This window comes from Thalassococcus profundi (assembly GCF_003344785.1).
GTDB classification, from domain to species: domain Bacteria; phylum Pseudomonadota; class Alphaproteobacteria; order Rhodobacterales; family Rhodobacteraceae; genus Puniceibacterium; species Puniceibacterium profundi.
This window is the reverse complement of record NZ_QPMK01000012.1, coordinates 1-25,564: the sequence shown is the minus strand read 5'-3', so window position 1 is coordinate 25,564 and position 25,564 is coordinate 1. Positions and strand designations below refer to the sequence as shown.

The window sequence follows — 25,564 nt, the reverse complement described above, 5'->3', positions numbered from 1 at the left end:
GGCTAGTTCCCGATGGTGGCGACCGTCCGCAGCGACACCTTCCGGTGGATTTCCGCGTTGGAGATGACCGGTGTCATGGGGCTGACCCGCTCCAGCATGGACCGGATGTAGGACCGCGCCTCGGGATTGACCATCAGCGCGGGCCAGGTGTCGTCGCTGGCGAAGCGCTGGATCTGCTGGCGCGCCTGCAGGACGAATTCCTGCACCCGTTTGGGCGACATCACGAAGGAGCGGTCCTCGCCCACGATCTTGACCGCTTCGATGAATTCGACCTCCCACGCGGGGGACAGGGTGATGACCGGCACGAAGCCCTGGTCGTCGGCCAGCGCCTGGCAGATCTGGCTGGACAGGCGGCGGCGCACGTTCTCGAGGATGAGCGCGGGCTTGCTCGTCTGGCGCGAGGCCTCGGCCATGGCCTCGACGATCAGCGGCAGGTTGCGGATCGACACGCGCTCCAGCAGCAGTTCCTGCAGGACCTGCTGCAGCATGATCGCCGGAGAGGGGAAGGGCAGATCGCTCACCAGTTTCTGGTAGTTGCGGTCCAGCCCGTCGATCGCCTCCTTGGCGCTGCCGTAGGTCAGCAGTTCAGCCATGTTCTCCTTTACCACCTCTGTCAGATGCGTGGTGATGACGCTTTCGGGATCGACGACGGTATAGCCGCTGGCCTCTGCCTGGCTGGCCACCTTCTGGTCCACCCAGAGCGCATCCAGCCCAAAGGTCGGCTCCCGCGTCTTTTCTCCGGCCAGCAGCAGCGGCGTGCCCTCGGGGTTGATCACCATCATCTGGTTGGCGCGGATGTCGCCGCGCGCCACGTCGACGCCGTGGACCTGGAAGACGTAGCTGTTGATCGGCAGGCCGGCATCGTCCTTGATCCGCACCGACGGCATGGGAAAGCCGTACTGTTCGGCGAAATGCTTGCGCAGCGACTTGATCTTGCTGGGCAGAACCGCGTCGGGCCGATTGGCGAGGCTCACCAACCCTTCGCCAAGCACCAGGCGCAGGTCGTCCAGCCGCATCGGGTTCGTGTCGGCCTCGGGTGCGGCAGTCTTTTGTTCTTCCAGCGCGTCGGCGCGGGCCTTGTCCGCCGCGGCCTCGGCCGCGCGTTTCTGGATGACGTAGCCCAGCCCGCCCATCGCCGCCGCAAGCAGGGCGAAGACCGCCAGAGGGAAGCCCGGCAGCAGCCCGATGCCGAAGAGCAGCAAGGCGGCCATGTAGAGCGCCTTTGGGAAGTTCGAAAGCTGATCGAGAACCGCCTCGTTCGCAGCGCCCCGTGTGCCCCCCTTGGACACGATGAGGCCCGCCGCCAGAGACACCACCAGCGCCGGGATCTGGCTGACCAGCCCGTCGCCGATGGTCAGCGAGGTGAAGACGTTCGCCGCGTCGCCCACGTTCATCCCGCGCTGCACCACGCCGATGAGGATGCCGCCCACGACGTTGACCAGTGTGATGATGAGGCCGGCGATGGCATCGCCGCGCACAAACTTCGACGCACCGTCCATCGCGCCGAAAAAGGCGCTTTCGTCCTCGAGCTCCTTGCGGCGGCGGCGGGCCTCGTCCTCGTCGATCAGGCCGGCGCCCATGTCGGCGTCGATGGCCATCTGCTTGCCCGGCATGGCATCCAGCGAAAACCGCGCCGCGACTTCCGCGATCCGGGTCGAGCCCTTTGTGATGACAATGAAGTTGATGATGACGAGGATCGCGAAGATCACCACGCCGATGACGAAATTGCCCGCGACGATGAACTGGGAAAAGCCCTGGATCACGTCCCCCGCCGCATGCATCCCCGCGTGGCCCTCGCTCAGGATCAGGCGGGTGGAGGCCACGTTCAGCGACAGGCGCAGCATCGTGGTGACCAGCAGCAAGGTCGGGAAGGAGTTGAACTGCAGCGGCGACGGGATCCACAGGGCGACCATGAAGATCAGCACGCTGAGCGACAGCGACAGCGCCAGCCCGAGATCGAGAAGGATCGGCGGCAGCGGCAGGAACAGCACGGCCAGGACAAGCGCCATGCCGACGGCAAAGCTGATATCCTTGTTGGCGCCGAACATGCTCAGGCGCGGCAGGGTGGCGGTGGACTTGGCGCTCATCCGGCGGTCTCCGAGCGGACGGTCTTGAAATCGGGCAGCACAGGCTGGATTTCCTGCGCCGAATAGAGCGTCATGCGCGCATTCGCGTTGCCGCCCAGCCGCGCACCCCAGGTGGCGCGGGCGACGGTCACGCCCGGATCGGTCGGGCCCGGACCGGGGGCAAGGGGCTGCGGGGCGGGCAGGGTGTAGTTGCCCGACGCTCCGGCCAGCGCCACGAACTCCGGCAGCCGGGCATTGGCCGCGGAGATGTTCTTTTGCAGGCGGGCGAGGTAGATGTCGCGGTATTCGGGTTCGAACGAATGATAGGACCCCGCCGCCGTCACCCAGTCACCGGTACGGCGGTAGAGCCGCGAGAGGAAACGCGCCGCATACTCCACGTTGACCCGCGGGTCGAAGCCTTGCGCGGGGCTGGTGAAGGCATCGGGATGCCAGCGCAGGTTGATCTGCATGCAGCCCACGTCGATGGAGCGGACCCCGGCAGCCTGCCGTTCGACCACCCAGTTCAGCGCCGCTTGGCGGCTGTCGAAGAGGCGTCCGGTGCCCGCCGCGTTCACGGCGTAGGGCCAGACGGTGAACTTTCCGTTCCGGCGGGTGCCCGCCTCTTGCAGGCCGATGGCGAGCAGCAGGTTATCGGGAATGCCATGGCGGACCTGGGCAGCAAGGATTTCGCGGATGCAGATGCCCATGTCGCCCGCCGGCACGCGCCCCTGCGTCGCGGGCGCGGCAGCAGGCCGTTGCGACGGAACGTAGAACTGTGCCCAGCCCTCGGCCTGCGCGGTCGTGGCGCAGACCAGCAGCCCCAGCGCCGCCGCCCGGATCCTGCGCCACGCGCCCATCAGAGCCCCCCGCTCAGGATCATGTCAAAGACCGCGTCCGACAGTTTCTTGAGCGTGGCGTACATGAACGGCGTCGCGACCAGCAGCGTCACGAAGATCATCGCGATCTTCGGCACGAAGGTCAGCGTCATTTCCTGGATCTGCGTCAACGCCTGGAAAAACGCGATCACCAGCCCCACGACGAGCGCCACCAGCAACACCGGACCGGAGGCCAGCAGGACCGCCAGGACGGTGTCGGAGATCACGTCATAGGCTTGCGTTTCCGTCATGGCCTAGATCGGCATCCTCAGGATTTCCTGGTAGGCTTCGACAAAGCGATCGCGCACCGAAACCGCGACCTTGACGGTGGATTCCATCGCCAGCATCGCTTCCACCACCTGTTGCGTGTCGGCTTCGCCGCGCAGCGCGGCTTCGGCCGTCGCTTCGCCGGAACGGACGGTCTCGAGAGATGCCTGTGTGGCATTGCGCACCATCGCGGTGAAGTCCTCGGCGCTGACCTCTGCCTCGACGCCCTGCGCCTTCTGGCCGGTCAGGGATTGCGACGTGCGGTAGGCCCCGCGTACTGCGGCGTTTGACACGAGGGAGGCGGGGTCGCTCATGGCGGCGTCACTTCAGCAGGTCGAGCATCTGGCCGCGCATCCGGCGGCCGGCTTCGAACATGTTCATGTTGGCTTCGTAATTGCGCGAGGCCTCGCGCATGTTCGTCATCTCGATGATCGGGTCGATGTTGGGGCTTTTGACGTAGCCGGTTTCGTCGGCGGCGGGGTGCGACGGGTTGAACTCCAGGCGGAAGGGGCTCTGGTCCCGTCCGATCCTGTCCACCTCGACCAGCGACGCGCCGTTCTCGCGGTCGACCAGTTCGGAAAAGCTGATGGTCTTGCGGCGGAAGGCATCGGCGCCGGGCGTCGTGCCGGTGGAATCCGCGTTCGCGATGTTCTCGGAAATGACCCGCAGGCGTGCCGTCTGGGCGGTCATGCCGCTGGCGGCGATCTTGGCGATGGACGAGAGTGAATCCATTTGTTTTCCTTACCTCCCCGTGACCGACAGCGTCAGCAGCTCGTAGCCCTTGCGGTAGAGCTGGGCCGCCAGACGGTACTGGTCGCTGATTTCGGCGGAGCGGATCGCCTGGTCCTCGAGGTTGACCGTATTCCCGTCCAGCCGCGTCGAATGCACCGCGGGGTCCGGCACCTCGCGGATGCCCGGCGCCGGACCTGTGGTGCCGGTGATGTGCTTGGGATGCGTCGCCGCCAGCCCCGTGGCCGGCGCCGATTGGGCGTCGAGCAGGGTGGCGAAGTCGGTGATGTCCTTGGACCGATAATTGGGCGTCGACGCGTTCGCGACGTTTTCCGAGGTCACCTTCTGGCGCGCCGACAGCCATGACATGCGATCGGAAGCGAGTCCAAAGATAGAAAGATTAGATAAGCTCATTTGTACATTTCCGCCTATTCAATCCTTGTATAATCAATTATGTCCTTTTCTCATAGAGGAAACTATACATGCAAACCATCTTTTCGGAGTTGTCGAGCTTTGCCAGGGAGGCCGGGGCGGCCGAGATCTTTGGGGAGGTCCAGGCCATCACCGGAATCACCCTGACCGCCATCGGCCTCGAACGGGTCCTGGGGATCGGGCAGCGCTGCATCGTCCATGGGTCTGCCGGACCGGTGCATGCCGAGGTCGTCGGACTGAACACCCAAGGCACGCAGCTTCTGCCCTTCGGGTCCTGGCGCGGCGTCGCCGCAGGCGACCGGGTCGAAGTGCATGCCGGCGGCGATGTCATCCGACCGGACGACAGCTGGAAAGGCCGCGTCATCAACGCATCGGCCAAGCCGCTGGACGACCGGGGCCACCTGCCCGAAGGGACCGTCGCGCGCCCGTTGCGGGCGTCGCCCCCCGGCGCCTTCACGCGCAAGCGGATCGGGCCGAAGCTTGCGACCCGGGTGCGTGCCATGGACATCTTCACACCGTTGTGCCGCGGTCAGCGGCTGGGGATCTTCGCAGGCTCCGGCGTCGGCAAGTCCACCTTGATGGCGATGCTCGCCCGGCACACCGAATGCGACGTCGTGGTCATGGCGCTGGTCGGCGAACGGGGCAGGGAGGTGCAGGACTTCATCTCCACCGACCTCGGCGAGGAGGGCTTGCGGAAATCGGTGCTCGTCGTGGCGACAGGGGACGAGTCTCCGCTGACGCGCCGGCAGGCCGCCTGGACGGCGATGGCGGTGGCAGAACATTTCCGGGACCAGGGCCAGCATGTGCTGCTGCTGATGGACAGCGTCACCCGGTTCGCCATGGCGCAGCGGGAAATCGGCCTCGCCTCGCGCGAACCGCCGACCGCCAAGGGCTATCCACCGACGGTGTTTTCGGAATTGCCGCAGATGCTGGAACGCGCGGGGCCGGGGCCCGAGGGCAAGGGCGACATCACCGCCATCTTCACGGTCCTGGTGGACGGCGACGACATGAACGATCCCATCGCGGATGCCGTGCGCGGCATCACGGACGGACATATCGTGCTGGACAGGCGCATCGCCGAAAAGGGACGTTATCCGGCCATAGACCTGCTGGCCAGCGTGTCCCGGACCCTGCCGGACTGTCACGGCGACACCGAGTACGCCATCCTCTCCGCGGCGCACCGCGCCCTCGCCGAACATGCCGACATGGAAGAACTGATCCGCATCGGCGCCTATCGCAGCGGCAGCAATCCCGGCCTGGATCGGGCCATCGCCTTCGCCGGCCCCTGCGAGACCTTCCTGACCCAGCGCAAGACCGAGCAGACCGCGCCCGACGCCGCCTTCACCGAAATCGCCAGACTGCTGTCGAACGCGGATATTTCCGTGCAGGCTTAGACCGGACCGCCCTCGGGACCGCGAAGGACATCGGCACTTGCGACTCTGCGGGCGCAGAGGCGCGAAAAAACGTGCCTTGGCGGCCTTTCTCCGGTCAATGCGGACATCTGGTCGGAAAATGGTGCTGTGAGAGAGGATTGAATTCTAGGTGTGTTTATATAAATCAATGTGTTAGGGTGGGTTTTGTAATGTTGTTACGGGCGGTGCATTGTAACCTAACGTGATCGCTGCGAACCCGATAGTCCGATTCCTCGTGGTCTGTTGTCCTTAAGCAATTGCGCAAGACCGAAGTGGAAAATCGCCGCAACGACTTTCTCAACCTGCTACGACAAGACTGCGGAGAGCTTCCTCAGCTTCATTGACATCACGTCCATCCGCTTCTGGTTACGTCTTTTGTCAACACAAACTAGTCAATCGATCCGCTCATCGTAAGCGATAGGAAGGCCGCGAGAGCAGGATTGTCGTCGCGGGTTCGCCAGCCAAGCGCGACGTCCACGGTGCGTTTGTCTCCTTCGATGTCGCAGACCGATAGTCCGGGAAACTTCAGGTTGCGGGCGACCTCAGGGACGATTGCCATACCCAGACCGGCAGCGACGAGGCCCATCATGGTATGGATCTGCGTGGCGTATTGATCGACGCGCGGCGTGAAACCGGCATCCAGGCACATCGCGCCGATGGTCTCGTAAAACAGCGGACTGCGATCGCGGGTGAAAAAGATGAACGGTTCGTCGGCCACCAGGCTCAGGGAAACCGACTTGCGTTGCGCAAGAGGATGCGCATCGGACATCGCTATGACGAAGTGTTCGCTCTTGAGAACATGGCTGGACAGTCGCGGATCGGCCAGAGGAGGGCGCAGAACGCCGACATCGATCGTCCCATCCAGCAAAGCCTCGATCTGCGCATCGATTGGCATCTCATGCAGGTCCAGCTTGACCGACGGATAGCGGTCGCGGAACCGCCGGACGATACCGGGGGTAATTCCATAACTCGAAGAATGGATGAAGCCCACGCGCACATAGCCTTCCTGTCCTGAACCCACACGACGCACCTCGGCTTCGGCATCTTCGATTTCCTGAAGAATGCGGCGCGCCCGGGTGAGAAAGACGCGCCCGGCGGCTGTCAGGGCAATCTGCCGTTTGGCGCGTGAAAAGAGCTGCACGCCCAGCCCTGCCTCGAGATTCTGGATCTGGCGGCTTAGCGCCGGCTGAGCGATGTTCATCCGCTGAGCTGCCCGCCCGAAATGCAGTTCGTTGGCAATGACGGTGAAGGCGCGAAGGTGCCGGATTTCGATCATGACTGATGCCTTTTCGGCATTGATACGGTGCTAAACAGATATTTGACCGCATAGGTTGCGTCAAATAGTTTCAAAAAAGCGACATTTTGGAGGAGTTTGACGTGTCATTGGGATTCCGCGTTAACCGCGATCATACGAAAGCCGACGCTTCCACTGTCCGCGCCTTTGCGGACATTCCGACCAGCATCATCAGCGACAACATGGGCCGTATGGTCGGTGCCGGGCCCGGGGTTCGTCCCTTTCATCGTTTCGAGGGCGGCGAAGGGCGTCTTGTCGGGACCGCGCTTACAGTCAAGACGCGCCCCGGCGACAACCTGATGATCCACAAGGCGGCCGACGTGGCTCAGCCCGGTGATGTCATTGTCGTGGAGGCCGGAGGCGATCTGACCAACGCGTTGATCGGCGAATTGATCATCAGCCATGCCCGGAGCCGCGGGGTCGTGGGCTTCGTCATAGATGGCGCGGTTCGCGATCTTGATGTGCTGAGTGCCGACACCTTTCCAGTGTTCGGTGCCGGGGCGACCCATCGCGGACCTTACAAGGACGGACCAGGCGAAATCGGCGTGCGGATATCGCTGGACGGCATGGTCATCGAACCCGGCGACATCATCGTCGGCGATCAGGACGGCGTCGTATCGATCCCGCAGACCGATGCGGAAACGGTCCTTGCCGCCGCGCGAAAACAGATCGAGGCCGAAGCCAAGACACTGGCGGCGATCAAGGGCGACGGCTGGGATCGCTCCTGGGTCGACAAGATCCTGCGAGACCGTGGTTGCGACGGCATCTGACTGACGCCAAGACTTAGGGGTTCCGGACATCTCCGGGCCTCGACGCCGTGTCGCCAGCGTTCTGCAGGGCCACGGCAACGATCCGACCAGAGGAGGAGAATCGGACATGAGTATTTTCAGAACCATCAAGACCACCGCGCTTGCGGTTGCATTGGTCGCGGGAGGTTTCACAAGCCCAGCTGCGGCGCAGGACAGCGGCTGGGAGCCTTCCCAGCCGATCCAGATCGTCGTCGGCTTCGCGCCAGGGGGCGGCACGGACCAGACCGCACGCCTGATCGCCTCGGCGGCCCAGGAATTCTTTCCGGTGCCCCTGGTGGTGGTGAACCGCCCCGGCGCCTCCGGCACACTGGCCGCTGAACTGGTCGCCAACGCCGAGCCTGACGGTCACACGCTGCTGGTGGGCGGCGGGTCGGAATCGACCTCGGTGCCGAACCATCGCCAGACGAACTATGCCCTGGACGACTTCAAGGGTGTGGCCCGGGTCAACCGTGAACACATGGTCATCGTGACAAAGACCGGCAGCGGACTCGACACCGTCGAGGCGGTTGTCGAGCGCGCCAATGAAAACCCGGGCGAATTGGCCTATGGCTCGTCAGGACCGGGCGGCGTGCTGCATTCGGCCTTTCTTGTTTTCGCTCAGGAAGCGGGTATCGAACTTCAGCATATTCCCTATCAGGGTGGTGCCCCCGCATTGGCGGCCTTGCTTGGCGGTCACGTGGACATGACCATCATCACGCCGGGCGATGCGGCCGCGCAGATCGAAGCCGGAACAGTGAACGCGATTGCTACGACATCGGATCGCGCCGAACAGATCCCCGATGTGCCGTCGCTGAGCGAACTGGGATATGACGTGAACCTCGAGAACATGAAGGGACTTGTGGCTCCTGCCGATACGCCGGACGCTGCGATCGAATACCTGCAGCAACGGTTTCAGCAGGCGATGGAAAGCGAAACCTTCGAGACCCTCGCCGACCGCGCCAACATCACACCCGGCTATCTTTCGGGTCCTGATTTCAAGCAGGCGATGACGGACATGTCCGATTCAATCGGCAGTGCGCTCGGCGACACGCCCAAGGAGCAGTGATGCGCGCTGACCGCGTCCTTGCTCTCGTCCTCCTCGCGGCAGCAGCACTCTATCTCGGTGTGCTGGTGCCCGAGGTGGGGCGGCAGCAGACGGCTCTGGGCACTGGCGATTTCTACACGGTCGGACCAACTGTCTTGCCTGTCTTTGCCGGTGGTTTGGTCGTCATCTTCGCCCTGGCCGTTGTTGCGACAACGCCGCGCACGGCTTCGGAATTGCAATTCACCGAAGGTTTGGGCGGCGCAGCCCTATTTGCGGGTGTCGTCACGGTCACGGCCTTCCTGATGCCGCGGATCGGATTCCTGCCGGTCTCTGTCGGCTTCCTTGCGGTCGTCTTCGTCGTCTTCCGCGCCGCCACTTGGTGGATATGCGCGCTCCTGACTCTGGCTTTGCCGGTGCTCTTGGACCAGATCCTGCGGAAGGTCTTTCTCATTCCACTGCCGGGCGCGGCGCTGTTCTAGCCCAGGAACTGAACCATGGATCCCTTCACCCAAGCCCTCTTCGCCTTTGGCGAGCCGGCCGTGTTCATCACGCTTATTTGCGCGACTGGCATCGGCCTCATCATCGGCGCGATCCCCGGCCTCTCGGTCAATATTGCCGTCGCTCTTGCGGTGCCACTGACGATCTTCATGCCGACCGACCAGTCGCTTGTGCTTCTCATCGGCCTTTACGGTTCGGGCATCTTCGGCGGATCGGTCTCCGCGATCCTGCTGAACGCCCCTGGCACGCCCGCGTCGGCGGCGACGATCTTCGACGGCTATCCCATGGCCCAGCAGGGGCTGGCCACAAAGGCACTGCGGGTGTCGCTGATTGCGTCGCTCTACGGCGCGGTGTTTTCGGTCATCCTTTTGGTTCTCGTTGCTCCCGAGTTGGCCAATTTCGCCCTCCGCTTCGGTCCGGTGGAAATCGCGTCGCTGCTGTTGTTCACGTTCTTCGTCATCGGGATCCTGTCCGGCGCATCCTTGGCCAAAGGGCTCTTGTCGGCCGCCGTTGGCATGGTGCTCGCGACGATAGGCTCTGACCCGATGCTCGGCACGCCGCGCTTCACCTTTGGCCAGACCTCGTTGATGGACGGCTTGAGTTATGTTCCGCTGCTGGTCGGGCTCTTCGCGTTGGCTGAGATCCTTGACGAATCCACACGCGGCTTCTCGCAAAGCATCCAGAAGTTCAGCCTTGATTCCGAAGACCGTGAACGCAACCGGGTCAGCTTCCGCGACCTTAAGTTCATCTCGCTGCCCGTCATCCGCGCGTCAGCCATCGGTTCGGCGATCGGGATCCTTCCCGGTATCGGAGCGACCATTGCCTCGTTTCTTGCATATGGCGATGCCAAACGCGCCTCCGGCGACGGCAGTTCTTTTGGCAAGGGCGATGTTCGGGGCGTCGCAGCCTCGGAGAGCGCAAACAACGCCGTGGTCGGAGCGACGTTCATTCCGACCTTGGCGCTTGGCATCCCCGGCGACGCGGTGACGGCGATCCTGCTCGGCGCACTCGTGCTGCAGGGCGTCACGCCCGGGCCCCTGATCTTCATCTCGAATCCGCAGGTGGTCTATACGATCTACCTTTCGCTGCTCTTCGCGACACTCCTGATGGCGGTGATAGGCTATTTCGCGATCCGACCGCTGGCCATGACGCTGCGCATCCCCAAGATCTACCTCATGCCTTCGGTGGCGCTGATCTGCATCGCCGGAGCCTACGTGGCGCGAAACAACATGATCGATGTTTGGATCATGCTCGGCGCCGGTGTTCTCGGCTTCGTCTTCAACCGGACAAACGTGCCGGTGGCGCCCCTGTTGATCACATTCATCATCACCAAGCCGTTCGAGGAAGCTTTGCGTCAGGCGCTGACACGGTCCGAAGGCTCTTTCATGCCCTTCCTGACCAATCCGGTATCCTTGACGCTCACGGCGCTCGTCGCTGTGGCTTTCGCGCTGACGTTGCGGCGCGATCTGAAGCGCCGCCACGCCGTTCCCAATCAGAAAGAGGAGTAACCATGACAGACCCAGTTGGCTTTATCGGTCTCGGAGTTATGGGCGCCGGAATGGCGCGAAACATCCTGAAGGCGGGTTTCCCGCTTGTCGTGACCACATCATCAGAGGACAAGGCGGCCCGTTTCCGCGACGACGGTGCCACAGTTGTGGACAGTCCACGCGCGGTGGCGGAAGCGGCCGGGATCGTGGTGACCTGCGTGCCCGACGCTGCCGCTCTGAAGGGCGTCGTCGAGAGTGAGGCCGGTCTCTCCGCGGCCGACTGGACCGACGGACTGTTGATTGACTGCTCCACCATCGCGCCGTTCGAGGCCCGCGAGGTCGCTGACATACTGGCAGCCAGCTCCGTGCGGATGATCGACGGCCCGGTCTCCGGCGGCTCGAAGGGAGCCGCCGAGGGCACTCTCACCATCATGGTCGGCGGCGACGAGGCAGATATCGACCGCGCGCGCCCAGTGCTCGAGGCGATGGGCAAGAACATCCATCACGTAGGCCCGCTCGGTGCGGGGCAGGCGGTCAAGGCCTGCAACCAGCTCATGGTCGCGGTGAACATGATGGGCGCGTTCGAGGCTGTGGCAATCGCCCGCAGCGCCGGGGTCGATCCGCATCTGATGCGCGAGGTGCTCTCCACCGGGGCTGCGCGTTCTGGCGCGCTCGAGATGCACGCCAAGCGCTATGTCGACAAGGCGCTTGATGGTGGATTCCGCGCCGAACTCATGCGCAAGGACCTGGGGATCGCCGTGTCAGTGGGCGCGAACCAGACCCGCGTCCAACCTGCCACCGCGCTGGCGCATCAGCTGATGACGGCCACTTGCAATGCAGGCTTTGCCAAGCTCGACAGCGCCGCGCTTGGGCTGTTCTACGATCTGATGAATGGCGAGGAGATGCCCTCATGACTGCTGTCGTTCCGGTCGAGACCATCCGTGCGTTTTCCAATGGCGTCTTCCATGCGGTGGGATTGTCCGCCGAGGACGCCGAAATCGTGACCGATGTCCTGATTCATGCCGATTTGCGCGGCCATGGATCGCACGGAGTCACGCGCATCCCCATTTATGCCGAACGTATTCAGAAAGGGGTGGTCAAGGCAAATCCATCGGTCGCTATCTCGCGGACCGCGCCCGGGTTTCTTGTGGTTGACGGCGATAACGGACCGGGACCGGTCGTGTCGCTCCAGGCGATGGACGCCTGCATCGAAGCGGCAAAGGAAAGCGGCATTGCCATCGCTTCCATCGCTCATTCCAATCACAACGGGGCTGGATCCTATTACATCGAACGCGCGGTTGCGGAAGGCTGCATCGCGATCGCCATGACCAACGCTCCGCCGTCCATGGCCGTCTTCGGAGGGCGGGAGGCGGTGATCGGAACCAACCCTTTGTCGTTTGGCTCTCCGACCCGTGGGGACGCGCCGATCCTCCTGGACATGGCAACCGCGCTTGTTGCGCGCGGCAAGATCGTCGAAGCGGCGAAACGCAACGAGAAGATTCCCGAAGGCTGGGCGCTGGACAGCGAAGGCCGCCCCACAACCGACGCAGGCGATGCAGAAAGGGGTGTCGTGTTGCCGATGTCGGGGGCGAAGGGGTCCGGCCTTGCGATCATGGTCGAGGTGCTGGCAGGCGTCTTGGCCGGTGGCCGCTTCGCCGGTGACATGGGGAACCTCTATTCGGACTGGGAACTCACCCAGGACAATGCGCATGTCTTTATCGTCATCGATGCCGCCAAGGGCGCTGCCGGCACCACACACGCCGAACGGACTTCCCGGCTTGTCGAGATGCTCAAGGCCAGCGCTTTGGCGGAAGGTCACGAGGTTGTCCGGATGCCGGGTGAAATCGAACTTACGCGGGCCGCCGAAGCCAGTAAGACGGGGATTTCGCTAAGCGAAAACGTGGTCGCCGACCTCGACGAAATCGCCCGGAAAGTCGGCGCATCGCGCCTGTCAGCTCTGGAACGCGCCGATCCCTGATCGGGGTTGGAACGCTCCGACATTCCGCAACCACCAACAAAGCGATGTTCAATGTGCCGGAAAGGCCGAGGGCGGACTGACTCGCCCTCCGACCCGCACTGCACTGTCAAGCCCCTCGAGGAGGCTAAGCCATGTCCGTATCCAAGCCCGCAACGCAGATCGTCTTTCTGGACCGCGGCACGCTGTCGCCAGAGACGACGATCCGTGAACCTGCCTTTCAGGCACAGATGACCGAATATGATCGAACTGGACCGGCCGAGGTCGCAGACCGGATTTCGGACGCCGAGATCGTCATCACCAACAAGGTGCCGATCGACGCCGCGGCCCTCGAAGCCGCGCCTCATCTGCGGCTGATCGCGGTCGCGGCGACCGGATATGACTGTATCGATCTGGAAGCGTGCCGCAGTCGTGGCATCACTGTCAGCAACATCCGCGCCTATGCCGGCAACACGGTTCCCGAGCATACCTTCGCTTTGCTCCTGGCCTTGCAGCGTAGCATCGTGCCCTATCGCCACTCGGTGATCGAGGGCCGCTGGGACGAGGCCGATCAGTTCTGCTATTTCGATTACCCCATCAGCGATCTCTCGGGAAAGACCATCGGTATCGTTGGCGATGGACTGCTCGGGAAATCCGTGGGCAGGATCGCCGAAGCCTTTGGGATGCGCGTCCTCTTCTCGAGTTACAAGGGTGTCGAGGGGATGGGTCCGCTTTACACGCCGTTCGACGAAGTCATGCGGATCAGCGACGTGATCACGCTTCACTGTCCTCTCCTGCCTTCCACGAAGAACCTCATTTCGGATCGTGAATTCGGCATGATGGAGCGTCGGCCACTGCTTCTGAACACAGCGCGGGGCGGCCTGGTCGATGAGAACGCGCTGGAGCGGGCGTTGGATGCTCGCAGCATCTCCGGAGCGGGTTTCGACGTCGTCACCTCCGAACCGCCGGGGTCCGGCCATGTCATGCGCAGGATCGCTTCGCGCCAAAATGTTATACTCACGCCTCATGTCGCTTGGGCAAGCCGAGAGGCGGTTCAGACGCTCGCCGACCAACTCGTAGACAATATCGACGCGTTCATGCAGGGCGCCCCGACGAACAAAGTCTTATAGGGTCACTGCTGAGTTTGACAGTCTTCCGACGGCACAGCGACCGCCGCCACAAGTCCGCTTTCCAGGTCTTAATCCAATGCTGCTCTGCGAGAGAAAGCTGAGGCCTGGAGAGGAACAATAGGTGAAGTAGATCGCAAGAACTCGACACGTTGAAAGCCACTAAAACGTCATACCTACTGTCAAAAGGAAAGATCGCAATTTATGTCGTTGAAAACACAGTAGTTTCGCAGTGATACTTAGAGGGCCTCGTTCCACAGGCTTGCGGTTCGCAGTCTGTTCAGCCGCCTATGTAAAGGTCTTCGCGCCACAGCCTTGACGCAGTCTTTCCCTCTGCCGATCCATCTGTTCCGCGCTGATCTTCACTTCACGGCACTGCGCGAGGTCGGCGATTGCGCGATATCCGGGCTGATCGCTCTGGGCCAGCACCTTGCCCTCGAGGGTCACGTTCACGGCAAGGTGACCCGGCAAGGACGCCGACATCAGCGTTTCCGTGCCGCGCAGAACCGCAGGATGGCTCCGCCTCCCTGACCACGACAGATAAAGCGGCACGCGCAGCGCGTCATAGCTGGAGCGCAGGGCGTGTTCGGCCGGCGTTGCAAAGCCGGTCGCAGTCACGTCGATCCAGTCGGGAAGCGGGTGAAGCGCCGCGAGTTCCGCGAGGACCGTCTCACCGTGATCGGCCGCGGCAAGCAGTTCGGGTTTCTCTGTGGCAAGACCGAGTGCCCACAATGCGCGCGGCATGATGTAGGACGGGTTGAACAGAACGCGGTCGGGATCGGATCGCGCCTCGGCACCGGGCGTCAGCAAGGGCGAGCCGGGGGCCCGGGGGTCGGGGCGCAGACACAGGGACACGATATCCCGCGCAATATCTTGATAGAGGCCGGCATTTACGGGCCAGCCGGAGTCCCGCTCTGCGCGCAGCAGGGCCCAAGCCCGGAACAGGTCGCCGTCCGTCGCGTTGGCCAATCCTCATCTGCCACGCCGGTCGACGCGTTCCAGCGCCATCCCATCAAACTGTCCTGGCGCACAAGAAGGTTGCGACGCGTCCAGTCCTCGATCAGTTCGAATGCTTCCCGATCGCCATGCGCCTGCGCCAGAAGGGCGCCGAACCCTTGTCCCTCCGAATGGCTGATCCGCCCGTTTTCATCGTCGATCACGCGCCCATCATCGGACAGGAACCGGTCGCGCCACCCCTGCCAGGCGCCTCCGTCCTGCGAAAACGCGATCCTGGGGGTCATCGCGGCATGGGCCACGCTTAGAATGAAGGTGCGTCGTTCGATGGTCCGTCTTCCTTTTTGGTTTGTCCCGATTTCGACTCGCTCTGCCTGTCGCAAAACTGGCGGGATCCTCGTCGAGGCAAGGCTAGAGGAAGAAAGGATAATCACTCAGGTCGCCATCTGGAAGAAGGGCGGCTCTGAGAGGGAGATTCGAGCTGTTTTCAGAGAAGCTCGCCTTCGCTAGCAATTGATGCACCGATGAAAGAAAAATGCGCCACCAGCCATCAGAAGGCCATGGAGCGCCAACTCCGTCGTCAAGGGCGAGCGACGCCAGCGCGTGACAGGGTTGTTGTCGGACGCCGCAAGGGCAGCGACTTTTCGGCTCACGTCTGGTATGGTCAAAAGGACCGCTTGCTGAAAAGCCTCACCATGAACAGCATCGATTCAGACTTCTCCGGCTCCATCCCCGAGGTATACGACAGTCACCTCGTGCCGATCCTCTTCGAAGGCTATGCCGCCGATCTGGCTGGTCGGGTAGCAAAAGCAGACCCGACCGCTGTGCTGGAAGTGGCGGCGGGTAGCGGTGTCGTCCCGCGCGCGCTTGCATCGCGCCTGAGCGGCGGGTGCCGCTATGTCGTCAGCGACATCAATCCGGCGATGCTCGAATGCGCCCGACAGCGCAGTTCGGAGGACAGGCTCGAATGGCGGGAGGCGAACGCGATGTCGCTGCCGTTCGAGGACGAAAGCTTTGATATCGTCCTGTGCCAGTTCGGCGTGATGTTTTTCCCGGACCACATCAAGGGATTTTCCGAGATCCTCCGAGTTCTTCGGCCGGGCGGGCGCTTCATCTTCAACAGCTGGGGTCCACTCGAAACGAACGATTTCGCGCATATCGCCCTCGAGACGTTGATTGCGTTGTATCCTGAGGACCCTCCGCTCTTTCTCGCCAGGACTCCGTATGGATACGGCGAGACGGCCCGGATCGAGGCCGATTTGGCGGTGGCCGGTTTCAAGCGTATTCGGATCGAAACTGTCGAGCTGCAGAGCCACGCAGGTTCGGCCGATGACTTTGCCTTTGGTCAGACCTACGGGTCACCCCTCCGTCTTGAAATCGAGGCGCGCGGCAATCCACCCCTGCCACAAGTCCGGGCGGCCCTTGAAAAGGCGCTCGTCGCGCGATTTGGGATGGCTCAAATCACCGGACGGATGACGGCACTCGTGACCGAGGCCATTGCATCCTGAGGACAGCACCACCCTTCACCAGCGTATGCCACGGGCGCGCTGTGACCTACTGCTGCGCCAAATCGTAAGAGTATTCGCAAGCTCGACTACATTGAAGCCGCTGGAGATCGAATTCCGCGACAGACTTCTTGAAGGGTCTTCAGAAGGAAGCGCCCTTGAAGAGGGTATCCTCGCCCTCCCGGATCTTGGGTTTGCAGCAAACCTGCGCGGAACCGCTTGACGGAAGAGCCCCGTAAAGTCCGAAAAGTTTCGCATGCATAGACAGCGCGCGCGAGAGAGCGGTATAGTTATTTCCCTTTTGATCAAATGGCTGGGAGCAATGGAGAAAAAACAAATCACTGTAGCTGAAAGTCAATCTGACGAGGATCTCGATACCAGCGGGCTCCTTGCAGGACCCGACGTCGGAAACACCGAGAAGAAAATGACAATAGGTCTCCTGCATCTGATCGAACGACTGCTGATGCTGGTCGTGGTGCTGATGACGATTGGCGGCGCGATATCCGAAATACTGACGGTCTACAAAGCACAGACCATCAATCTCGCCGACATCCTGCTGATGTTTCTCTACGCCGAAGTGATCAGCATGGTTGCGGTGTTCTATGCAGACAGAAAGTCGGTATTCGTCTACCCGATCTTCATCGCGATCACCGCTCTTGCAAGGCTTGTGATCCTTCAGGGCAAGGAAATGGCTCCCGAGAACATCCTGTTCGAAGCCGCGGCAATTCTTCTGCTCACCTTCGCAGCCCTCGTGATCGTCCACGTCAGAAAAAGCTCGTCGAGCTGAAAGCTGCGGCAAACTCTCTAAGGAAGGGCAGAGCTGTGCCTGCAAAGCTAAGAGACTGTCGAACTCGCGCAATGGTGACGGTGCTTCCGAAGCTGACACTGGTCCCGGATTGGGAGCGGCACGCAGGTCAAGGCTTTATGCCGCTTCTTGCCGGGTGCGATGTGGTTCCGGATCAGAGCCTTTTCAGACAGCCGTCAACGGCCCAGGGTCGTCCCGCTTGACAGCTGTGCCACGGACCAGGTTGACGTCGTCGCCCGGTGCGCCGATGCGATCGGCATGTTCACGGATTGCGTCGCGGTCGCTGGCCTCGTAGACGCAGACTGACCCGATGCGGCCGTCGTCTTCTGCCACGGCGTAGCTGCGGATCCAGCGGAGCCGGTCTTTCATCTCTTCGCCGACCTGAAGAGATTTCTCGTTGGTCGCCGCAAGCTCGTCTTCGCTCGACCAGATGCCGCGACGGCGAATGACATAGAGTTCCATGATTGCCTCCTTCTGGCTTCGTTCTCAGACAGAGCATGGGGCCGGAAGGCTCGTATTGGCACCCGGCCATGCGGACAGAATGCGGGGACGATCCTGCCATTCGCCCGCAGGGAGGGTGAATCCGGCGCCCAGACATGCAATTCTAAGCCCCATGGCGAAAAGTGACGACAAGCTGGATGTCGCGATCGTTCTCGTCAACGAGGGCTACCTCCCCCTGAGCTTCTGCCACGATCTGGCCTTTCTCGATGATAGGGTGACCGCGCAGAAGAACGGTTTCCGGCCAGCCCTGCACCTCTTTCCCCTCGTAGGGCGTATACCCCAAGTTTCAGGACACGCGGCCGCCTTCTGCACAAAAAACGATCACTCAACGCCCAAGAATCGGATATTCTGATCGTAGTCATGTCGGGGGACTGGTTTTCGTCTACGTGCCGAAGGAAAAAGAGACCTTCAATAGGGAAAGACCATGATAGCCAAACACCTCCTCTTCGTCAGCGCCGTCACTTTTGCAGCGGGCACTGCCTTCGCGCAAACCGAGATGCCTTTCGCACTTGATTGGAAATTCGAAGGTCCCGCCGCACCCTACACCTATGCGGTCGATGCCGGCCTTTTCGAGGCGCAGGGCCTCACGGTCACGATTACCGAAGGTGCAGGATCCCTCGATGCCATTCCGAAGGTCGCGACTGGCGCGTTCCCGGTGGGTTTCGCCGACATAAACTCGGTGATGCGTTTTCTTGACCAGAACCCGGACGCGCCAGTGATACCGGTGATGATGGTCTACGACAAACCGCCTTTTGCGGTGGTTGGCCGGGTGAGCCAAGGCGTTTCGGAACCCGCTGATCTCGAAGGCCGCATCCTCGGCGCGCCGCCGCCCGATGGGGCTTGGGCGCAGTTCCCGATTTTCGCCGCCGAGAATGATCTCGACATTGACGCGATCACCGTCGAGCCGCTCGGCTTCCCCACGCGCGAGCCGATGTTGGCTCAGGGCGAGGTGGATGCCGTGACCGGCTTCTCCTTCTCTTCGACGCTGAATCTGATCCGACTGGGCGTGCCCGAAGAGGACATCTCGGTGATCCTGATGGCCGATTACGGAGTGGAACTCTACGGGAACGCGATCATCGTGAACACGGATTTCGCCGAGGCCAACCCGGAGGCGGTGACCGGTTTTCTCACCGCCATCGCACAGGGCTGGCAGGCGGCCATTGACGATTCCGACGCGGCAATCGAGGCGCTTCTGAAGCGCAACCCCGCCGCCGATGCAGATCTCGAGAAGCGACGCCTGCAACTGTCGATCGACGCCAATGTCCTGACCGACTACGTGCGAGAAAACGGCATGGGCAACGTGGATCCCGAGCGCTTTGCCGCAGCCATCGAGCAGACCAAGACCGTCTACGAGTTCCAGAACGAGCCCGACGCGGCGGCGTTCTTCGATGACAGCTACCTGCCCAAGGGCGATGTGCTGCTGATGAAGTGACAATGGCAAGGTGCAGCACGCGCGCCGCGCCCGCGATCAGCGGCAGATCGGGGCGCGAGAAATGAAAAACCTGATCGAAATCAAAGGCGTTCGGCACTCCTACAAGACAAGGTCGGGGCCGCTGCCGGTGCTCGACGGGCTGGATATTTCCGTGCCGAAGGGCGAATTCTGCGCGGTGGTCGGCCCCTCTGGCTGTGGCAAGTCCACCCTTACAAGACTCGTGGCGGGCCTGATGAAGCCTGACGCGGGCGAGGTCTGGCTGGACGGGCAGAAGGTGACGAGCCCGCGCAAGACGGTCGGCATGGCGTTTCAGAACCCAGTGCTACTGGAATGGCGCACGATCCTCGACAACGTGATCCTGCCATTGGAGATCGTCGCACCTTCCATGCCACGCCGGGACCGCGTCGCGCGCGCCGAAGAGCTGCTGGAGATGGTGGGCCTCTCGGGCTTCGAGGCCAAGCGCCCGTCAGAGCTGTCGGGCGGCATGCGCCAACGCGCCTCGCTCTGCCGCGCCATCGTGCACAAGCCCGACGTGCTCATCATGGACGAGCCGTTCGGAGCGCTCGACAACTTCACCCGCGAAGATTTGTGGCAGACGATGCGAGATCTGCGCGCAAAAGAGCCCTTCACAGCGGTGCTCATCACCCACGACCTGCGCGAGAGTGCCTTTCTCGGGGATCAGGTCGTGGTGCTGTCGGGTCGCCCGGCGCGCACGCAATACATCCTCGACATCGACCTGCCGCAGGACCGGACCATCGACATGCTCTATACCCCGATCGCAGCGGACATGCTGCACATCCTGCGGGACCAGATCAAGATCGCCCAAGGCCGAGACCCGGAGGCCGCGTGATGCAAATCCTGCGCAAGATTGCCGTTCCCATCCTCGCCATCCTCGCCTTCCTCGTGGTTTGGGAAGCGCTTGTGCAGATCAATGGATGGCCCAACTACGTTATGGCCTCGCCCTCGGATCTGCCTGCGGCCTATGCGCAGTTCTGGGAGCTTTTCCTGATCGGCTCGTGGCAGACGCTGTGGCGCACAGTGGCGGGCCTCGGTCTCGCAGTGGTCTTCGGGCTGCTCCTCGGGATGGTCATGGGCTTTTCGCAGATCATGCGCGACGCGCTCTATCCGCTTTTGGTCGGGTTCAATGCCATCCCCAAGGCGACGCTCGTGCCGGTTCTGGCGCTCCTTTTCATCGGCCAGCATGATTTCAACACCGTGATGATGGCGTTCCTGATCTCGTTCTTTCCGATCGCGGTTTCGGTCGGGATAGGCCTGTCGACCCTGGAGCCGGAATACCGCGACATTCTGCGATCCCTAGGCGCGAGCCGTTTTACCATTTTCCGCAAGATCGCCCTGCCCAAGACGCTGCCCGAGTTCTTCGGCGCGCTGAAAGTCTCAGTGACGCTGGCCTTCATCGGCACCAACCTCGTCGAGATCGTGTCGCCCCACGGCCGAGGGCTGGGCGCCTTGTTCCTGTCGGGTCAGACGAATTCCAACTACCCACTGATGTTCGCAGTGCTGATTGCGCTCGCGGTGCTCGGGATCGTCCTCTACTACGCCGTCGTCGCGCTTGAACGGACATTCGCAGGCTGGGCGGAACGGCAGGCGACGTGATCCTAAAGTCGGGTTCGCTCAAGAAGCGGCACTGCGCAGCCACAAAGAGACGACCGGAGGCCAGCAGTTTCTAGAGGTCGATTTGTAAGCCGCGCGCGTCTTTTTTGATCAAACGGCCCGTCTGGATTAGTCCCGGCAGATATCGGCGTGCGGGATCGAGACAAGCCGGAGAGGTCATCAGAGACGTTGGAAGGGGCCGTCGGGCGCTGAATTGCATCTGAGTGTGACGCCCCCCCCCGCCGGCAGCGCGCCAGCCTCACCAGTGACTCTAATTTCGGCCACCAGGGCTCAATAACCGCTCCACCCTCGGCTTTGCCGGTCATCGCCGGTCAGCGCCGGATTGATTTGCCAATGAACTTTCAGCCAAGCATAGAAATGATGCACACCGACCAACTACTGCGGGGCGGGACTGAGCTTCCGTTGAGAAATTCAGTAGAACCCCAAGTTCAGCGGTGTGTCCGGTCGACGCGTTGCACCCTTGACAGGGCCGCGCGCTGCCAGCTCGTTAGACCGATGTCGTAGTCGATGCCTTTTCGCGGATGACGCCGGGTGTCAGCAGTAGCGACGTGGCGAGAGCGACCGCTGCCGCGCCAAAGAACATTGGCACAGGGCCGAAGGCGGAAGCCGTCACACCCGCGATCGCGGGCCCCGCAATGTTGCCTGCGGCGGTGATCCACAGCGCCGTGGTGAAGCTGAGCGAAGGGAGGTCAGGAAAGAGCCGCTCTGACCAAAGCGACAGAACCGCGCTGATCATCATCACGAACATGCCCTGCATGCCCGCTGAGACAACTACGAATCCCCACGACGTCGGCGCCCAGGCAATGATCGCGATGGACAGTGCCGCGCCGATGTTGAGCGCGCGCAGGAGCCACGGAAGGCCGATGGCGGATTTGATCCGGGCGGTCAGAAGGCCGAGCAGCCCAAGCGCCCCGTAGGCGGCAAAAACGATTGCACCGCTGGACTGCAAGGGCAGTCCGGCGAGCCCGCCCTGTTCGGTGACGCGGTCGGCGGCGAAGCGCCTATGGCCTGAACATCTTGCCCGACCGGGCGATCGAGGATCTCGGTCCGGTGGATCTGGTCATGGTGTCAGCCTCGGGTCCCGTGCCGTCCGAATGGATGGCGCGGCACGCCGCGATCCCGCCATGGCTTTCGGACCGATACCGGCACGGCACGCGTATTGCCGGGGTCTGTTCGGGGGTCGCATTCATGGCCGAGGCCGGCCTGCTGAAGGGTCGCCGGGCCACGACGCATTGGGGCGTGGCCGACGGTTTCCGACAGCGCTATCCGGGGGTCGACTGGCGGACGGATCTGCTCATCACCGAGGATGCCGGGCTCTATTGCGGCGGCGGCGTGAATGCCGCGAGCGATCTGAGCCTTCACCTGGTGGAGCGGCTCTGCGGTCGCGAGGTCGCGATCGAATGTTCCAAGGCGCTGCTTCTGGATATGCCGCGCACACACCAGTCCGGCTACGCATTGCTGCCGTTGTCACGTCCGCACGACGACGAACACGTGCGGAACATCGAACATCACCTGAGCGCGCATTACGACCGCGACATGCCCGTCGAGGAACTCGCGGACATGGCGGGCATGAGTCGGCGCAACTTCGTGCGTCGGTTCAAGGTGGCGACAGGCCTCATGCCGGGCGCCTACCTGCAGATGATCCGCGTCACCGCCGCGCGCAAGATGCTCGAGGACGGGGCGCCGTCGATCGAGCAGGTCGGGCTTTCGGTCGGATACGAGGATGTCGCCTTTTTCCGGCGCATATTCAAACGACATAGCGGGATTACCCCTTCGGCCTATCGCGAGCGGTTTCGTCCCCGACCGGTCTGACCCGCGACACTGCAAAGCGGGCGAAAGACGCGTTTCCGAGCCCTCCGCCCGCGTGGTGGCCTGCGCACGTCGATGCGCGAGGCGTCGAAGGCCCAGGCCGTCAGGCGTGACCTTGCGGCGCCTCGAAGAGGATCAGTTCGACCCGCTCCTCACCCGCGACATAGGCATCGTGACCCGGCGGGATCTCGAAAAAGTCGCCCTTTGTGATCGGCGTTTCCTGTCCGCTTTCGAACATGCGGACAACGAGCCTCCCGGAGAGGCAGTAGCCAGTATGATGCATCGGGCATGTTTCGGGGTGGCCGAGAAGCGGTTTCTCGTCCGCCTCCAGGTCCAGCCGGGCTCGAACACGGCCTGCATGCCGGTGGAGCCCTGCGATGTCTTCACGATGTCGATGTCGATGCCGCCACGCTCCTTCATGTCGAGCCGGTAATCGGGGGTCTCGAACCGACAGGTTTCGATGGTTGCTGTCATGTCTTGCCTGCCTTTCCGCAAGACCGGGCTCGCAGGGCCGGTCCGCTCATACATGGATAATTTCGGGTTTCAGGGACTGGAGGATCGCCGCGACCTCGATGCGGGTCTCGGGGTCATAGTTTAGGGCGGCCATCGTCGTCAGGATATCCTGCGCGGCGGCCTCGTATTCAGCCCCGTCGATCTCCATGCCGCGATGGGCCTCTGTCATGTTCCGGCCCCGGTATTTGTCCGGCCCGCCGCTGCCGGCGGCGAAGAAATCGCAGGTGTGCTGCTTGATCTCCTCGACCCGCTCGGGGCGGTCCGCATAGGGTTCGAACCGGTGCCCGATCAATGGGTTCTCCATATGGGCCGCGACCGCGCCGTCGACTATTCGCCGAATGCCGGCGGCGCCTCCGAGGCGTTCGTAGAGTGTCGTTGTCTCCAACTTCTCGGCGAGAGATTGGGTCATTGCTGCTCCTTTCTCCGTTATGGGGTATGGGTGTGTTTGCTCAGGCGGGTTCGGATTGCGCCGCCCTGACGGCCTCCGCGGTCATCGGCTTGCCGCCGATGGCCCATTCGCCGCTGGCGATTTCCTGCACCCGGACCCAGGTCATGCCGCGCATGGCCTCGCCCTGGATGTTGACCATTGCTTCGGTCACGTCGCGGATCATCCGCTGTTTCTGGTCGTCGTCGAAGACGCCTTCGATCAGTTCGATATCCACAAGGGGCATTGCGTTCTCCTTTGATCTCGATCCTTTCATATTGCCGGATCGCTCCGGCATGGGGAAATCCTGACATCCACAGAGCCTGTCCGGCCAGTTCACGAACTGAATCGGCCACGATACAGGACCTGAACTGGCCAGAGGCGGGGTCGATATGTCAGGCTGCGAACCCATCAAGGAAGGGAGGCACGCAATGACCAATGCGAGTTACAAGCAATTCTACCCTGTCGCGATGGCCGCTGAGGTCCTTTGCACGCGCTGGACCGTCATACTCTTGCGCGAGCTGGTCGCCGGGTCGTCCCGTTTTAACGAGTTGCGCCGGGGCGTGCCACGGATGTCGCCGGCGCTGCTGTCGAAGCGCCTGAGCGAGTTGGAGGCGGCGGGAGTGGTCAAGCGCGAACGGCTGACGGAAACGCCGGAGGTGGAGGCCTACGCGCTGACCCAGGCTGGGCGAGACCTTCAGCCGGTGATCGAGGCCATCGGCATGTGGGGCCAGAAATGGGTGGAGACGGAGCCGTCGCTGGAAAACCTCGACCCCGAGTTGCTGATGTGGGAGATGCGGCGTAACCTCGACACGACACCGGTCCCCGACCAGCGCGTGGTGATCGAGTTCATCTACCCTGAGTTGCCCGAGTCGCAGCGCAAATGGTGGCTGATCGTGGAGCCGGACCGCACCGTGGACCTATGCCACATCGACCCCGGCTTCGACGTCGATCTCTACGCGACCGTCGATCTGCGGACGATGACGGAGATCTGGATGGGGCTGTGGTCGGTGGCCGATGCCGTCGACCGCGACGCGCTGTTGCTGGTCGGGTCGTCGGACCTGATCCGATCCATGCAGACCTGGCTGGGCCTCAGCCCCTTCGCGCAGCAGGAAAAGCTGGCAAGCTGAGGGCGGGAATGTCCCTGCCGGGCGGTGCGACCTCTGGCGCGTGGACAGAGGCCTTGTATGGCCGCCAGCGTCGGAGCCCGCACTGGAACCGGTGTGAAGGTCACGGAGGAAGCTTATTCGGGCCAGCTCCTCTGCCGACAGCGGCAATTCGGTTCGCTGAGATTGCATGGTCGGCCTTTGGTCTATCGGGACGATGCTTTTGGGCGCCGGTGGACGGTATCCGAGAGCGCTGTGCGGTCTGATAGTGTTGTAGTGATGACGCCATCCCTCGATCAGGATTTGGGCCTCACGCAGGCTGTAAAAGGTCTCACCGTTCGAAAGTTCGTCCCGGAACCGGGCATTGAAGCTCTCGCAGCAGCCGTTTTCCCAAGGTGAACCAGGCGCGATGAAGGCCGTCTTAGTCCGTAAGCAAAGCTTCCTGAACAGTCTCATCCCAACCCAGAAAGAACTTGTGCCCGTCACGGATTACCGGGCGGGCCATGACCTTGGGTTGGGCAGCGATCTGCACCTCTGCCTCCGAATTCTTCAGCCAGTTATTGAGCGCGCGGTAATCATTCGATTTGCGGTCCACGAGCCGATCCCCGAACTCTTCGATCAGCTCCGACAATTCTGCCTCGCTCAAGGGCTCCGCCCGAACATCACGGAAAGAGACATCCATTCCTTTTGCCTCCAATGCTTTGTGGGCCTTCTGACAGATTGCGCAGGTCTGTAAGCCGTAGATCATCATGTCGTAATCACCCTTGGCGTCGATCCCACAACCTGCTGTATCGACACCCCCAAAGCAAGCATCCGGGCGGTTATTCGCGCCGGTTGGCGGGGCGCGCTCAACCGGATCTGTCGCGTCGTCGCCTGTGCACCTGCCTGAAGGATAGGCTTGCAACAATG

General features: G+C 62.5%; 30 protein-coding genes and 2 pseudogenes. 16 read left to right on the top strand and 16 right to left on the bottom strand.

Features of this window, described 5'->3' with window-relative positions:
- Positions 1-2: 2 nt before the first annotated feature.
- Genes flhA through flgB form a run of 6 tightly spaced genes read right to left on the bottom strand, consistent with a single transcriptional unit; the run spans position 3 to position 4,351 of the window.
- Complete coding sequence (flhA, locus tag DU478_RS14660) at positions 3-2,087, bottom strand: flagellar biosynthesis protein FlhA (RefSeq protein WP_114511720.1); 2,085 nt, start codon at positions 2,085-2,087, stop codon at positions 3-5.
- Entirely contained in the window at positions 2,084-2,923 is an 840-nt protein-coding gene (locus DU478_RS14655) for a lytic transglycosylase domain-containing protein (RefSeq protein ID WP_114511719.1), read from the bottom strand. The genes flhA and DU478_RS14655 overlap by 4 nt, the downstream gene beginning before the upstream one ends.
- Complete coding sequence (fliQ, locus tag DU478_RS14650; protein ID WP_114511718.1) at positions 2,923-3,192, bottom strand: flagellar biosynthesis protein FliQ; 270 nt, start codon at positions 3,190-3,192, stop codon at positions 2,923-2,925. The genes DU478_RS14655 and fliQ overlap by 1 nt, the downstream gene beginning before the upstream one ends.
- Positions 3,193-3,195: 3 nt before the next feature.
- Entirely contained in the window at positions 3,196-3,522 is a 327-nt protein-coding gene (locus DU478_RS14645; RefSeq protein ID WP_114511717.1) for a flagellar hook-basal body complex protein FliE, read from the bottom strand.
- A 7-nt stretch (positions 3,523-3,529) separates the two neighbouring features.
- Positions 3,530-3,940 (bottom strand): flagellar basal body rod protein FlgC, encoded by a 411-nt coding sequence (flgC, locus tag DU478_RS14640; protein ID WP_114511716.1) that lies wholly within the window; start codon positions 3,938-3,940, stop codon positions 3,530-3,532.
- A gap of 9 nt (positions 3,941-3,949) precedes the next feature.
- Complete coding sequence (gene flgB / locus DU478_RS14635; protein ID WP_114511715.1) at positions 3,950-4,351, bottom strand: flagellar basal body rod protein FlgB; 402 nt, start codon at positions 4,349-4,351, stop codon at positions 3,950-3,952.
- A 68-nt stretch (positions 4,352-4,419) separates the two neighbouring features.
- Between flgB and fliI the strand changes: the two genes are divergently transcribed.
- Positions 4,420-5,763, top strand: coding sequence for a flagellar protein export ATPase FliI (gene fliI, locus DU478_RS14630; RefSeq protein WP_114511714.1), 1,344 nt, complete (start codon positions 4,420-4,422; stop codon positions 5,761-5,763).
- Between the two features lie 406 nt (positions 5,764-6,169).
- Here fliI and DU478_RS14625 read toward each other — a convergent pair whose 3' ends face one another.
- Positions 6,170-7,057 carry a LysR family transcriptional regulator gene (locus tag DU478_RS14625; RefSeq protein ID WP_114511713.1) on the bottom strand — a complete coding sequence of 296 codons (888 nt, stop codon included), beginning with the start codon at positions 7,055-7,057 and terminating at the stop codon, positions 6,170-6,172.
- 86 nt (positions 7,058-7,143) lie between these two features.
- Here DU478_RS14625 and DU478_RS14620 point away from each other — a divergent pair, with 86 nt between their 5' ends.
- From DU478_RS14620 to DU478_RS14590, 7 genes are all read left to right on the top strand, one after another.
- Complete coding sequence (locus DU478_RS14620; protein WP_233501305.1) at positions 7,144-7,845, top strand: RraA family protein; 702 nt, start codon at positions 7,144-7,146, stop codon at positions 7,843-7,845.
- A 106-nt stretch (positions 7,846-7,951) separates the two neighbouring features.
- Complete coding sequence (locus tag DU478_RS14615; protein WP_114511712.1) at positions 7,952-8,929, top strand: Bug family tripartite tricarboxylate transporter substrate binding protein; 978 nt, start codon at positions 7,952-7,954, stop codon at positions 8,927-8,929.
- Complete coding sequence (locus DU478_RS14610; protein WP_114511711.1) at positions 8,929-9,387, top strand: tripartite tricarboxylate transporter TctB family protein; 459 nt, start codon at positions 8,929-8,931, stop codon at positions 9,385-9,387. Before DU478_RS14615 ends, DU478_RS14610 begins: the two co-directional genes overlap by 1 nt.
- A gap of 15 nt (positions 9,388-9,402) precedes the next feature.
- Positions 9,403-10,914, top strand: a complete 1,512-nt coding sequence (locus DU478_RS14605) for a tripartite tricarboxylate transporter permease (RefSeq protein WP_114511710.1) — start codon at positions 9,403-9,405, stop codon at positions 10,912-10,914.
- A gap of 2 nt (positions 10,915-10,916) precedes the next feature.
- A complete protein-coding gene (locus DU478_RS14600; RefSeq protein WP_114511709.1) occupies positions 10,917-11,807 on the top strand; it encodes an NAD(P)-dependent oxidoreductase in 891 nt (296 codons plus the stop codon).
- Positions 11,804-12,871, top strand: a complete 1,068-nt coding sequence (locus DU478_RS14595) for an Ldh family oxidoreductase (RefSeq protein WP_114511708.1) — start codon at positions 11,804-11,806, stop codon at positions 12,869-12,871. Before DU478_RS14600 ends, DU478_RS14595 begins: the two co-directional genes overlap by 4 nt.
- Positions 12,872-13,002: 131 nt before the next feature.
- Positions 13,003-13,977 (top strand): D-2-hydroxyacid dehydrogenase, encoded by a 975-nt coding sequence (locus tag DU478_RS14590; RefSeq protein WP_114511707.1) that lies wholly within the window; start codon positions 13,003-13,005, stop codon positions 13,975-13,977.
- Positions 13,978-14,262: 285 nt separating this feature from the next.
- Here the strand turns inward: DU478_RS14590 and DU478_RS14585 are convergent, their stop codons facing one another.
- Together DU478_RS14585 and DU478_RS23720 are read right to left on the bottom strand one after the other, a co-directional pair.
- Positions 14,263-14,943, bottom strand: a complete 681-nt coding sequence (locus tag DU478_RS14585; protein WP_114511706.1) for a glycosyl hydrolase family 8 — start codon at positions 14,941-14,943, stop codon at positions 14,263-14,265.
- Complete coding sequence (locus DU478_RS23720) at positions 14,865-15,215, bottom strand: glycosyl hydrolase family 8 (protein WP_114511705.1); 351 nt, start codon at positions 15,213-15,215, stop codon at positions 14,865-14,867. Before DU478_RS23720 ends, DU478_RS14585 begins: the two co-directional genes overlap by 79 nt.
- Before the next feature lie 237 nt (positions 15,216-15,452).
- On the opposite strand from DU478_RS23720, the gene DU478_RS14575 reads away from it, so the two are divergent.
- Positions 15,453-16,436: a class I SAM-dependent methyltransferase gene (locus tag DU478_RS14575; RefSeq protein WP_199488351.1), complete on the top strand. Its 984-nt coding sequence runs from the start codon at positions 15,453-15,455 to the stop codon at positions 16,434-16,436.
- Positions 16,437-16,689: 253 nt separating this feature from the next.
- Positions 16,690-17,220: a phosphate-starvation-inducible protein PsiE gene (locus tag DU478_RS14570; RefSeq protein WP_233501302.1), complete on the top strand. Its 531-nt coding sequence runs from the start codon at positions 16,690-16,692 to the stop codon at positions 17,218-17,220.
- 183 nt (positions 17,221-17,403) lie between these two features.
- Here DU478_RS14570 and DU478_RS14565 read toward each other — a convergent pair whose 3' ends face one another.
- A complete protein-coding gene (locus tag DU478_RS14565) occupies positions 17,404-17,700 on the bottom strand; it encodes a nickel-binding protein (protein ID WP_114511702.1) in 297 nt (98 codons plus the stop codon).
- A gap of 463 nt (positions 17,701-18,163) precedes the next feature.
- Between DU478_RS14565 and DU478_RS14555 the strand changes: the two genes are divergently transcribed.
- The 3 genes from DU478_RS14555 to DU478_RS14545 all read left to right on the top strand — a co-directional run bounded on the left by DU478_RS14555 (position 18,164) and on the right by DU478_RS14545 (position 20,785).
- The gene (locus DU478_RS14555) at positions 18,164-19,171 is read left to right on the top strand and encodes an ABC transporter substrate-binding protein (RefSeq protein WP_114511700.1); all 1,008 of its coding nucleotides are present in this window, start codon (positions 18,164-18,166) and stop codon (positions 19,169-19,171) included.
- 61 nt (positions 19,172-19,232) lie between these two features.
- Positions 19,233-20,021, top strand: coding sequence for an ABC transporter ATP-binding protein (locus DU478_RS14550; protein WP_114511825.1), 789 nt, complete (start codon positions 19,233-19,235; stop codon positions 20,019-20,021).
- Positions 20,021-20,785, top strand: coding sequence for an ABC transporter permease (locus tag DU478_RS14545; RefSeq protein WP_114511699.1), 765 nt, complete (start codon positions 20,021-20,023; stop codon positions 20,783-20,785). The genes DU478_RS14550 and DU478_RS14545 overlap by 1 nt, the downstream gene beginning before the upstream one ends.
- Positions 20,786-21,290: 505 nt before the next feature.
- Here the strand turns inward: DU478_RS14545 and DU478_RS14540 are convergent.
- A complete protein-coding gene (locus tag DU478_RS14540; protein WP_114511698.1) occupies positions 21,291-21,752 on the bottom strand; it encodes a hypothetical protein in 462 nt (153 codons plus the stop codon).
- 56 nt (positions 21,753-21,808) lie between these two features.
- Between DU478_RS14540 and DU478_RS23640 the strand changes: the two are divergent.
- Together DU478_RS23640 and DU478_RS23635 are read left to right on the top strand one after the other, a co-directional pair.
- A pseudogene (locus DU478_RS23640) lies at positions 21,809-22,162 on the top strand (DJ-1/PfpI family protein); the annotation flags it as partial.
- A gap of 66 nt (positions 22,163-22,228) precedes the next feature.
- Positions 22,229-22,615, top strand: coding sequence for a helix-turn-helix domain-containing protein (locus tag DU478_RS23635; protein ID WP_325048103.1), 387 nt, complete (start codon positions 22,229-22,231; stop codon positions 22,613-22,615).
- A gap of 100 nt (positions 22,616-22,715) precedes the next feature.
- Here DU478_RS23635 and DU478_RS23585 read toward each other — a convergent pair whose 3' ends face one another.
- The 3 genes from DU478_RS23585 to DU478_RS14520 form a co-directional block, all read right to left on the bottom strand.
- Positions 22,716-22,850, bottom strand: coding sequence for a cupin domain-containing protein (locus tag DU478_RS23585; protein ID WP_267897110.1), 135 nt, complete (start codon positions 22,848-22,850; stop codon positions 22,716-22,718).
- 282 nt (positions 22,851-23,132) lie between these two features.
- Entirely contained in the window at positions 23,133-23,534 is a 402-nt protein-coding gene (locus tag DU478_RS14525; RefSeq protein WP_114511697.1) for a group I truncated hemoglobin, read from the bottom strand.
- A 40-nt stretch (positions 23,535-23,574) separates the two neighbouring features.
- The gene (locus tag DU478_RS14520; RefSeq protein WP_114511696.1) at positions 23,575-23,796 is read right to left on the bottom strand and encodes a tautomerase family protein; all 222 of its coding nucleotides are present in this window, start codon (positions 23,794-23,796) and stop codon (positions 23,575-23,577) included.
- 184 nt (positions 23,797-23,980) lie between these two features.
- Between DU478_RS14520 and DU478_RS14515 the strand changes: the two genes are divergently transcribed.
- Positions 23,981-24,679, top strand: a complete 699-nt coding sequence (locus DU478_RS14515; protein WP_114511695.1) for a winged helix-turn-helix transcriptional regulator — start codon at positions 23,981-23,983, stop codon at positions 24,677-24,679.
- 189 nt (positions 24,680-24,868) lie between these two features.
- Here DU478_RS14515 and DU478_RS14510 read toward each other — a convergent pair.
- Positions 24,869-25,078: pseudogene (locus tag DU478_RS14510) on the bottom strand (integrase core domain-containing protein); the annotation flags it as partial.
- Positions 25,077-25,406 (bottom strand): arsenate reductase family protein, encoded by a 330-nt coding sequence (locus DU478_RS14505; protein WP_114511694.1) that lies wholly within the window; start codon positions 25,404-25,406, stop codon positions 25,077-25,079. The gene DU478_RS14505 and the pseudogene DU478_RS14510, both read right to left, overlap by 2 nt.
- Positions 25,407-25,564 lie beyond the last annotated feature (158 nt).

Bases quoted from the DNA above. Each gene is read 5' to 3' on its own strand.
- DU478_RS14595 (WP_114511708.1), top strand. From the start codon at position 11,804: ATGACTGCTGTCGTTCCGGTCGAGACCATCCGTGCGTTTTCCAATGGC.
- DU478_RS14515 (WP_114511695.1), top strand. From the start codon at position 23,981: ATGACCAATGCGAGTTACAAGCAATTCTACCCTGTCGCGATGGCCGCT.
- DU478_RS14590 (WP_114511707.1), top strand. From the start codon at position 13,003: ATGTCCGTATCCAAGCCCGCAACGCAGATCGTCTTTCTGGACCGCGGC.
- DU478_RS14615 (WP_114511712.1), top strand. From the start codon at position 7,952: ATGAGTATTTTCAGAACCATCAAGACCACCGCGCTTGCGGTTGCATTG.
- DU478_RS14645 (WP_114511717.1), bottom strand. From the start codon at position 3,522: ATGAGCGACCCCGCCTCCCTCGTGTCAAACGCCGCAGTACGCGGGGCC.
- fliI (WP_114511714.1), top strand. From the start codon at position 4,420: ATGCAAACCATCTTTTCGGAGTTGTCGAGCTTTGCCAGGGAGGCCGGG.
- DU478_RS23720 (WP_114511705.1), bottom strand. From the start codon at position 15,215: ATGACCCCCAGGATCGCGTTTTCGCAGGACGGAGGCGCCTGGCAGGGG.
- DU478_RS14625 (WP_114511713.1), bottom strand. From the start codon at position 7,057: ATGATCGAAATCCGGCACCTTCGCGCCTTCACCGTCATTGCCAACGAA.
- DU478_RS14565 (WP_114511702.1), bottom strand. From the start codon at position 17,700: ATGGAACTCTATGTCATTCGCCGTCGCGGCATCTGGTCGAGCGAAGAC.
- DU478_RS14605 (WP_114511710.1), top strand. From the start codon at position 9,403: ATGGATCCCTTCACCCAAGCCCTCTTCGCCTTTGGCGAGCCGGCCGTG.
- DU478_RS14610 (WP_114511711.1), top strand. From the start codon at position 8,929: ATGCGCGCTGACCGCGTCCTTGCTCTCGTCCTCCTCGCGGCAGCAGCA.
- DU478_RS14570 (WP_233501302.1), top strand. From the start codon at position 16,690: ATGCATAGACAGCGCGCGCGAGAGAGCGGTATAGTTATTTCCCTTTTG.
- DU478_RS23585 (WP_267897110.1), bottom strand. From the start codon at position 22,850: ATGTTCGAAAGCGGACAGGAAACGCCGATCACAAAGGGCGACTTTTTC.
- DU478_RS14520 (WP_114511696.1), bottom strand. From the start codon at position 23,796: ATGCCCCTTGTGGATATCGAACTGATCGAAGGCGTCTTCGACGACGAC.
- DU478_RS23635 (WP_325048103.1), top strand. From the start codon at position 22,229: ATGCCGCGCACACACCAGTCCGGCTACGCATTGCTGCCGTTGTCACGT.
- flgC (WP_114511716.1), bottom strand. From the start codon at position 3,940: ATGGATTCACTCTCGTCCATCGCCAAGATCGCCGCCAGCGGCATGACC.
- fliQ (WP_114511718.1), bottom strand. From the start codon at position 3,192: ATGACGGAAACGCAAGCCTATGACGTGATCTCCGACACCGTCCTGGCG.
- DU478_RS14550 (WP_114511825.1), top strand. From the start codon at position 19,233: ATGAAAAACCTGATCGAAATCAAAGGCGTTCGGCACTCCTACAAGACA.
- DU478_RS14555 (WP_114511700.1), top strand. From the start codon at position 18,164: ATGATAGCCAAACACCTCCTCTTCGTCAGCGCCGTCACTTTTGCAGCG.
- flhA (WP_114511720.1), bottom strand. From the start codon at position 2,087: ATGAGCGCCAAGTCCACCGCCACCCTGCCGCGCCTGAGCATGTTCGGC.
- DU478_RS14655 (WP_114511719.1), bottom strand. From the start codon at position 2,923: ATGGGCGCGTGGCGCAGGATCCGGGCGGCGGCGCTGGGGCTGCTGGTC.
- DU478_RS14525 (WP_114511697.1), bottom strand. From the start codon at position 23,534: ATGACCCAATCTCTCGCCGAGAAGTTGGAGACAACGACACTCTACGAA.
- DU478_RS14575 (WP_199488351.1), top strand. From the start codon at position 15,453: ATGAAAGAAAAATGCGCCACCAGCCATCAGAAGGCCATGGAGCGCCAA.
- DU478_RS14545 (WP_114511699.1), top strand. From the start codon at position 20,021: ATGCAAATCCTGCGCAAGATTGCCGTTCCCATCCTCGCCATCCTCGCC.
- flgB (WP_114511715.1), bottom strand. From the start codon at position 4,351: ATGAGCTTATCTAATCTTTCTATCTTTGGACTCGCTTCCGATCGCATG.
- DU478_RS14505 (WP_114511694.1), bottom strand. From the start codon at position 25,406: ATGATGATCTACGGCTTACAGACCTGCGCAATCTGTCAGAAGGCCCAC.
- DU478_RS14600 (WP_114511709.1), top strand. From the start codon at position 10,917: ATGACAGACCCAGTTGGCTTTATCGGTCTCGGAGTTATGGGCGCCGGA.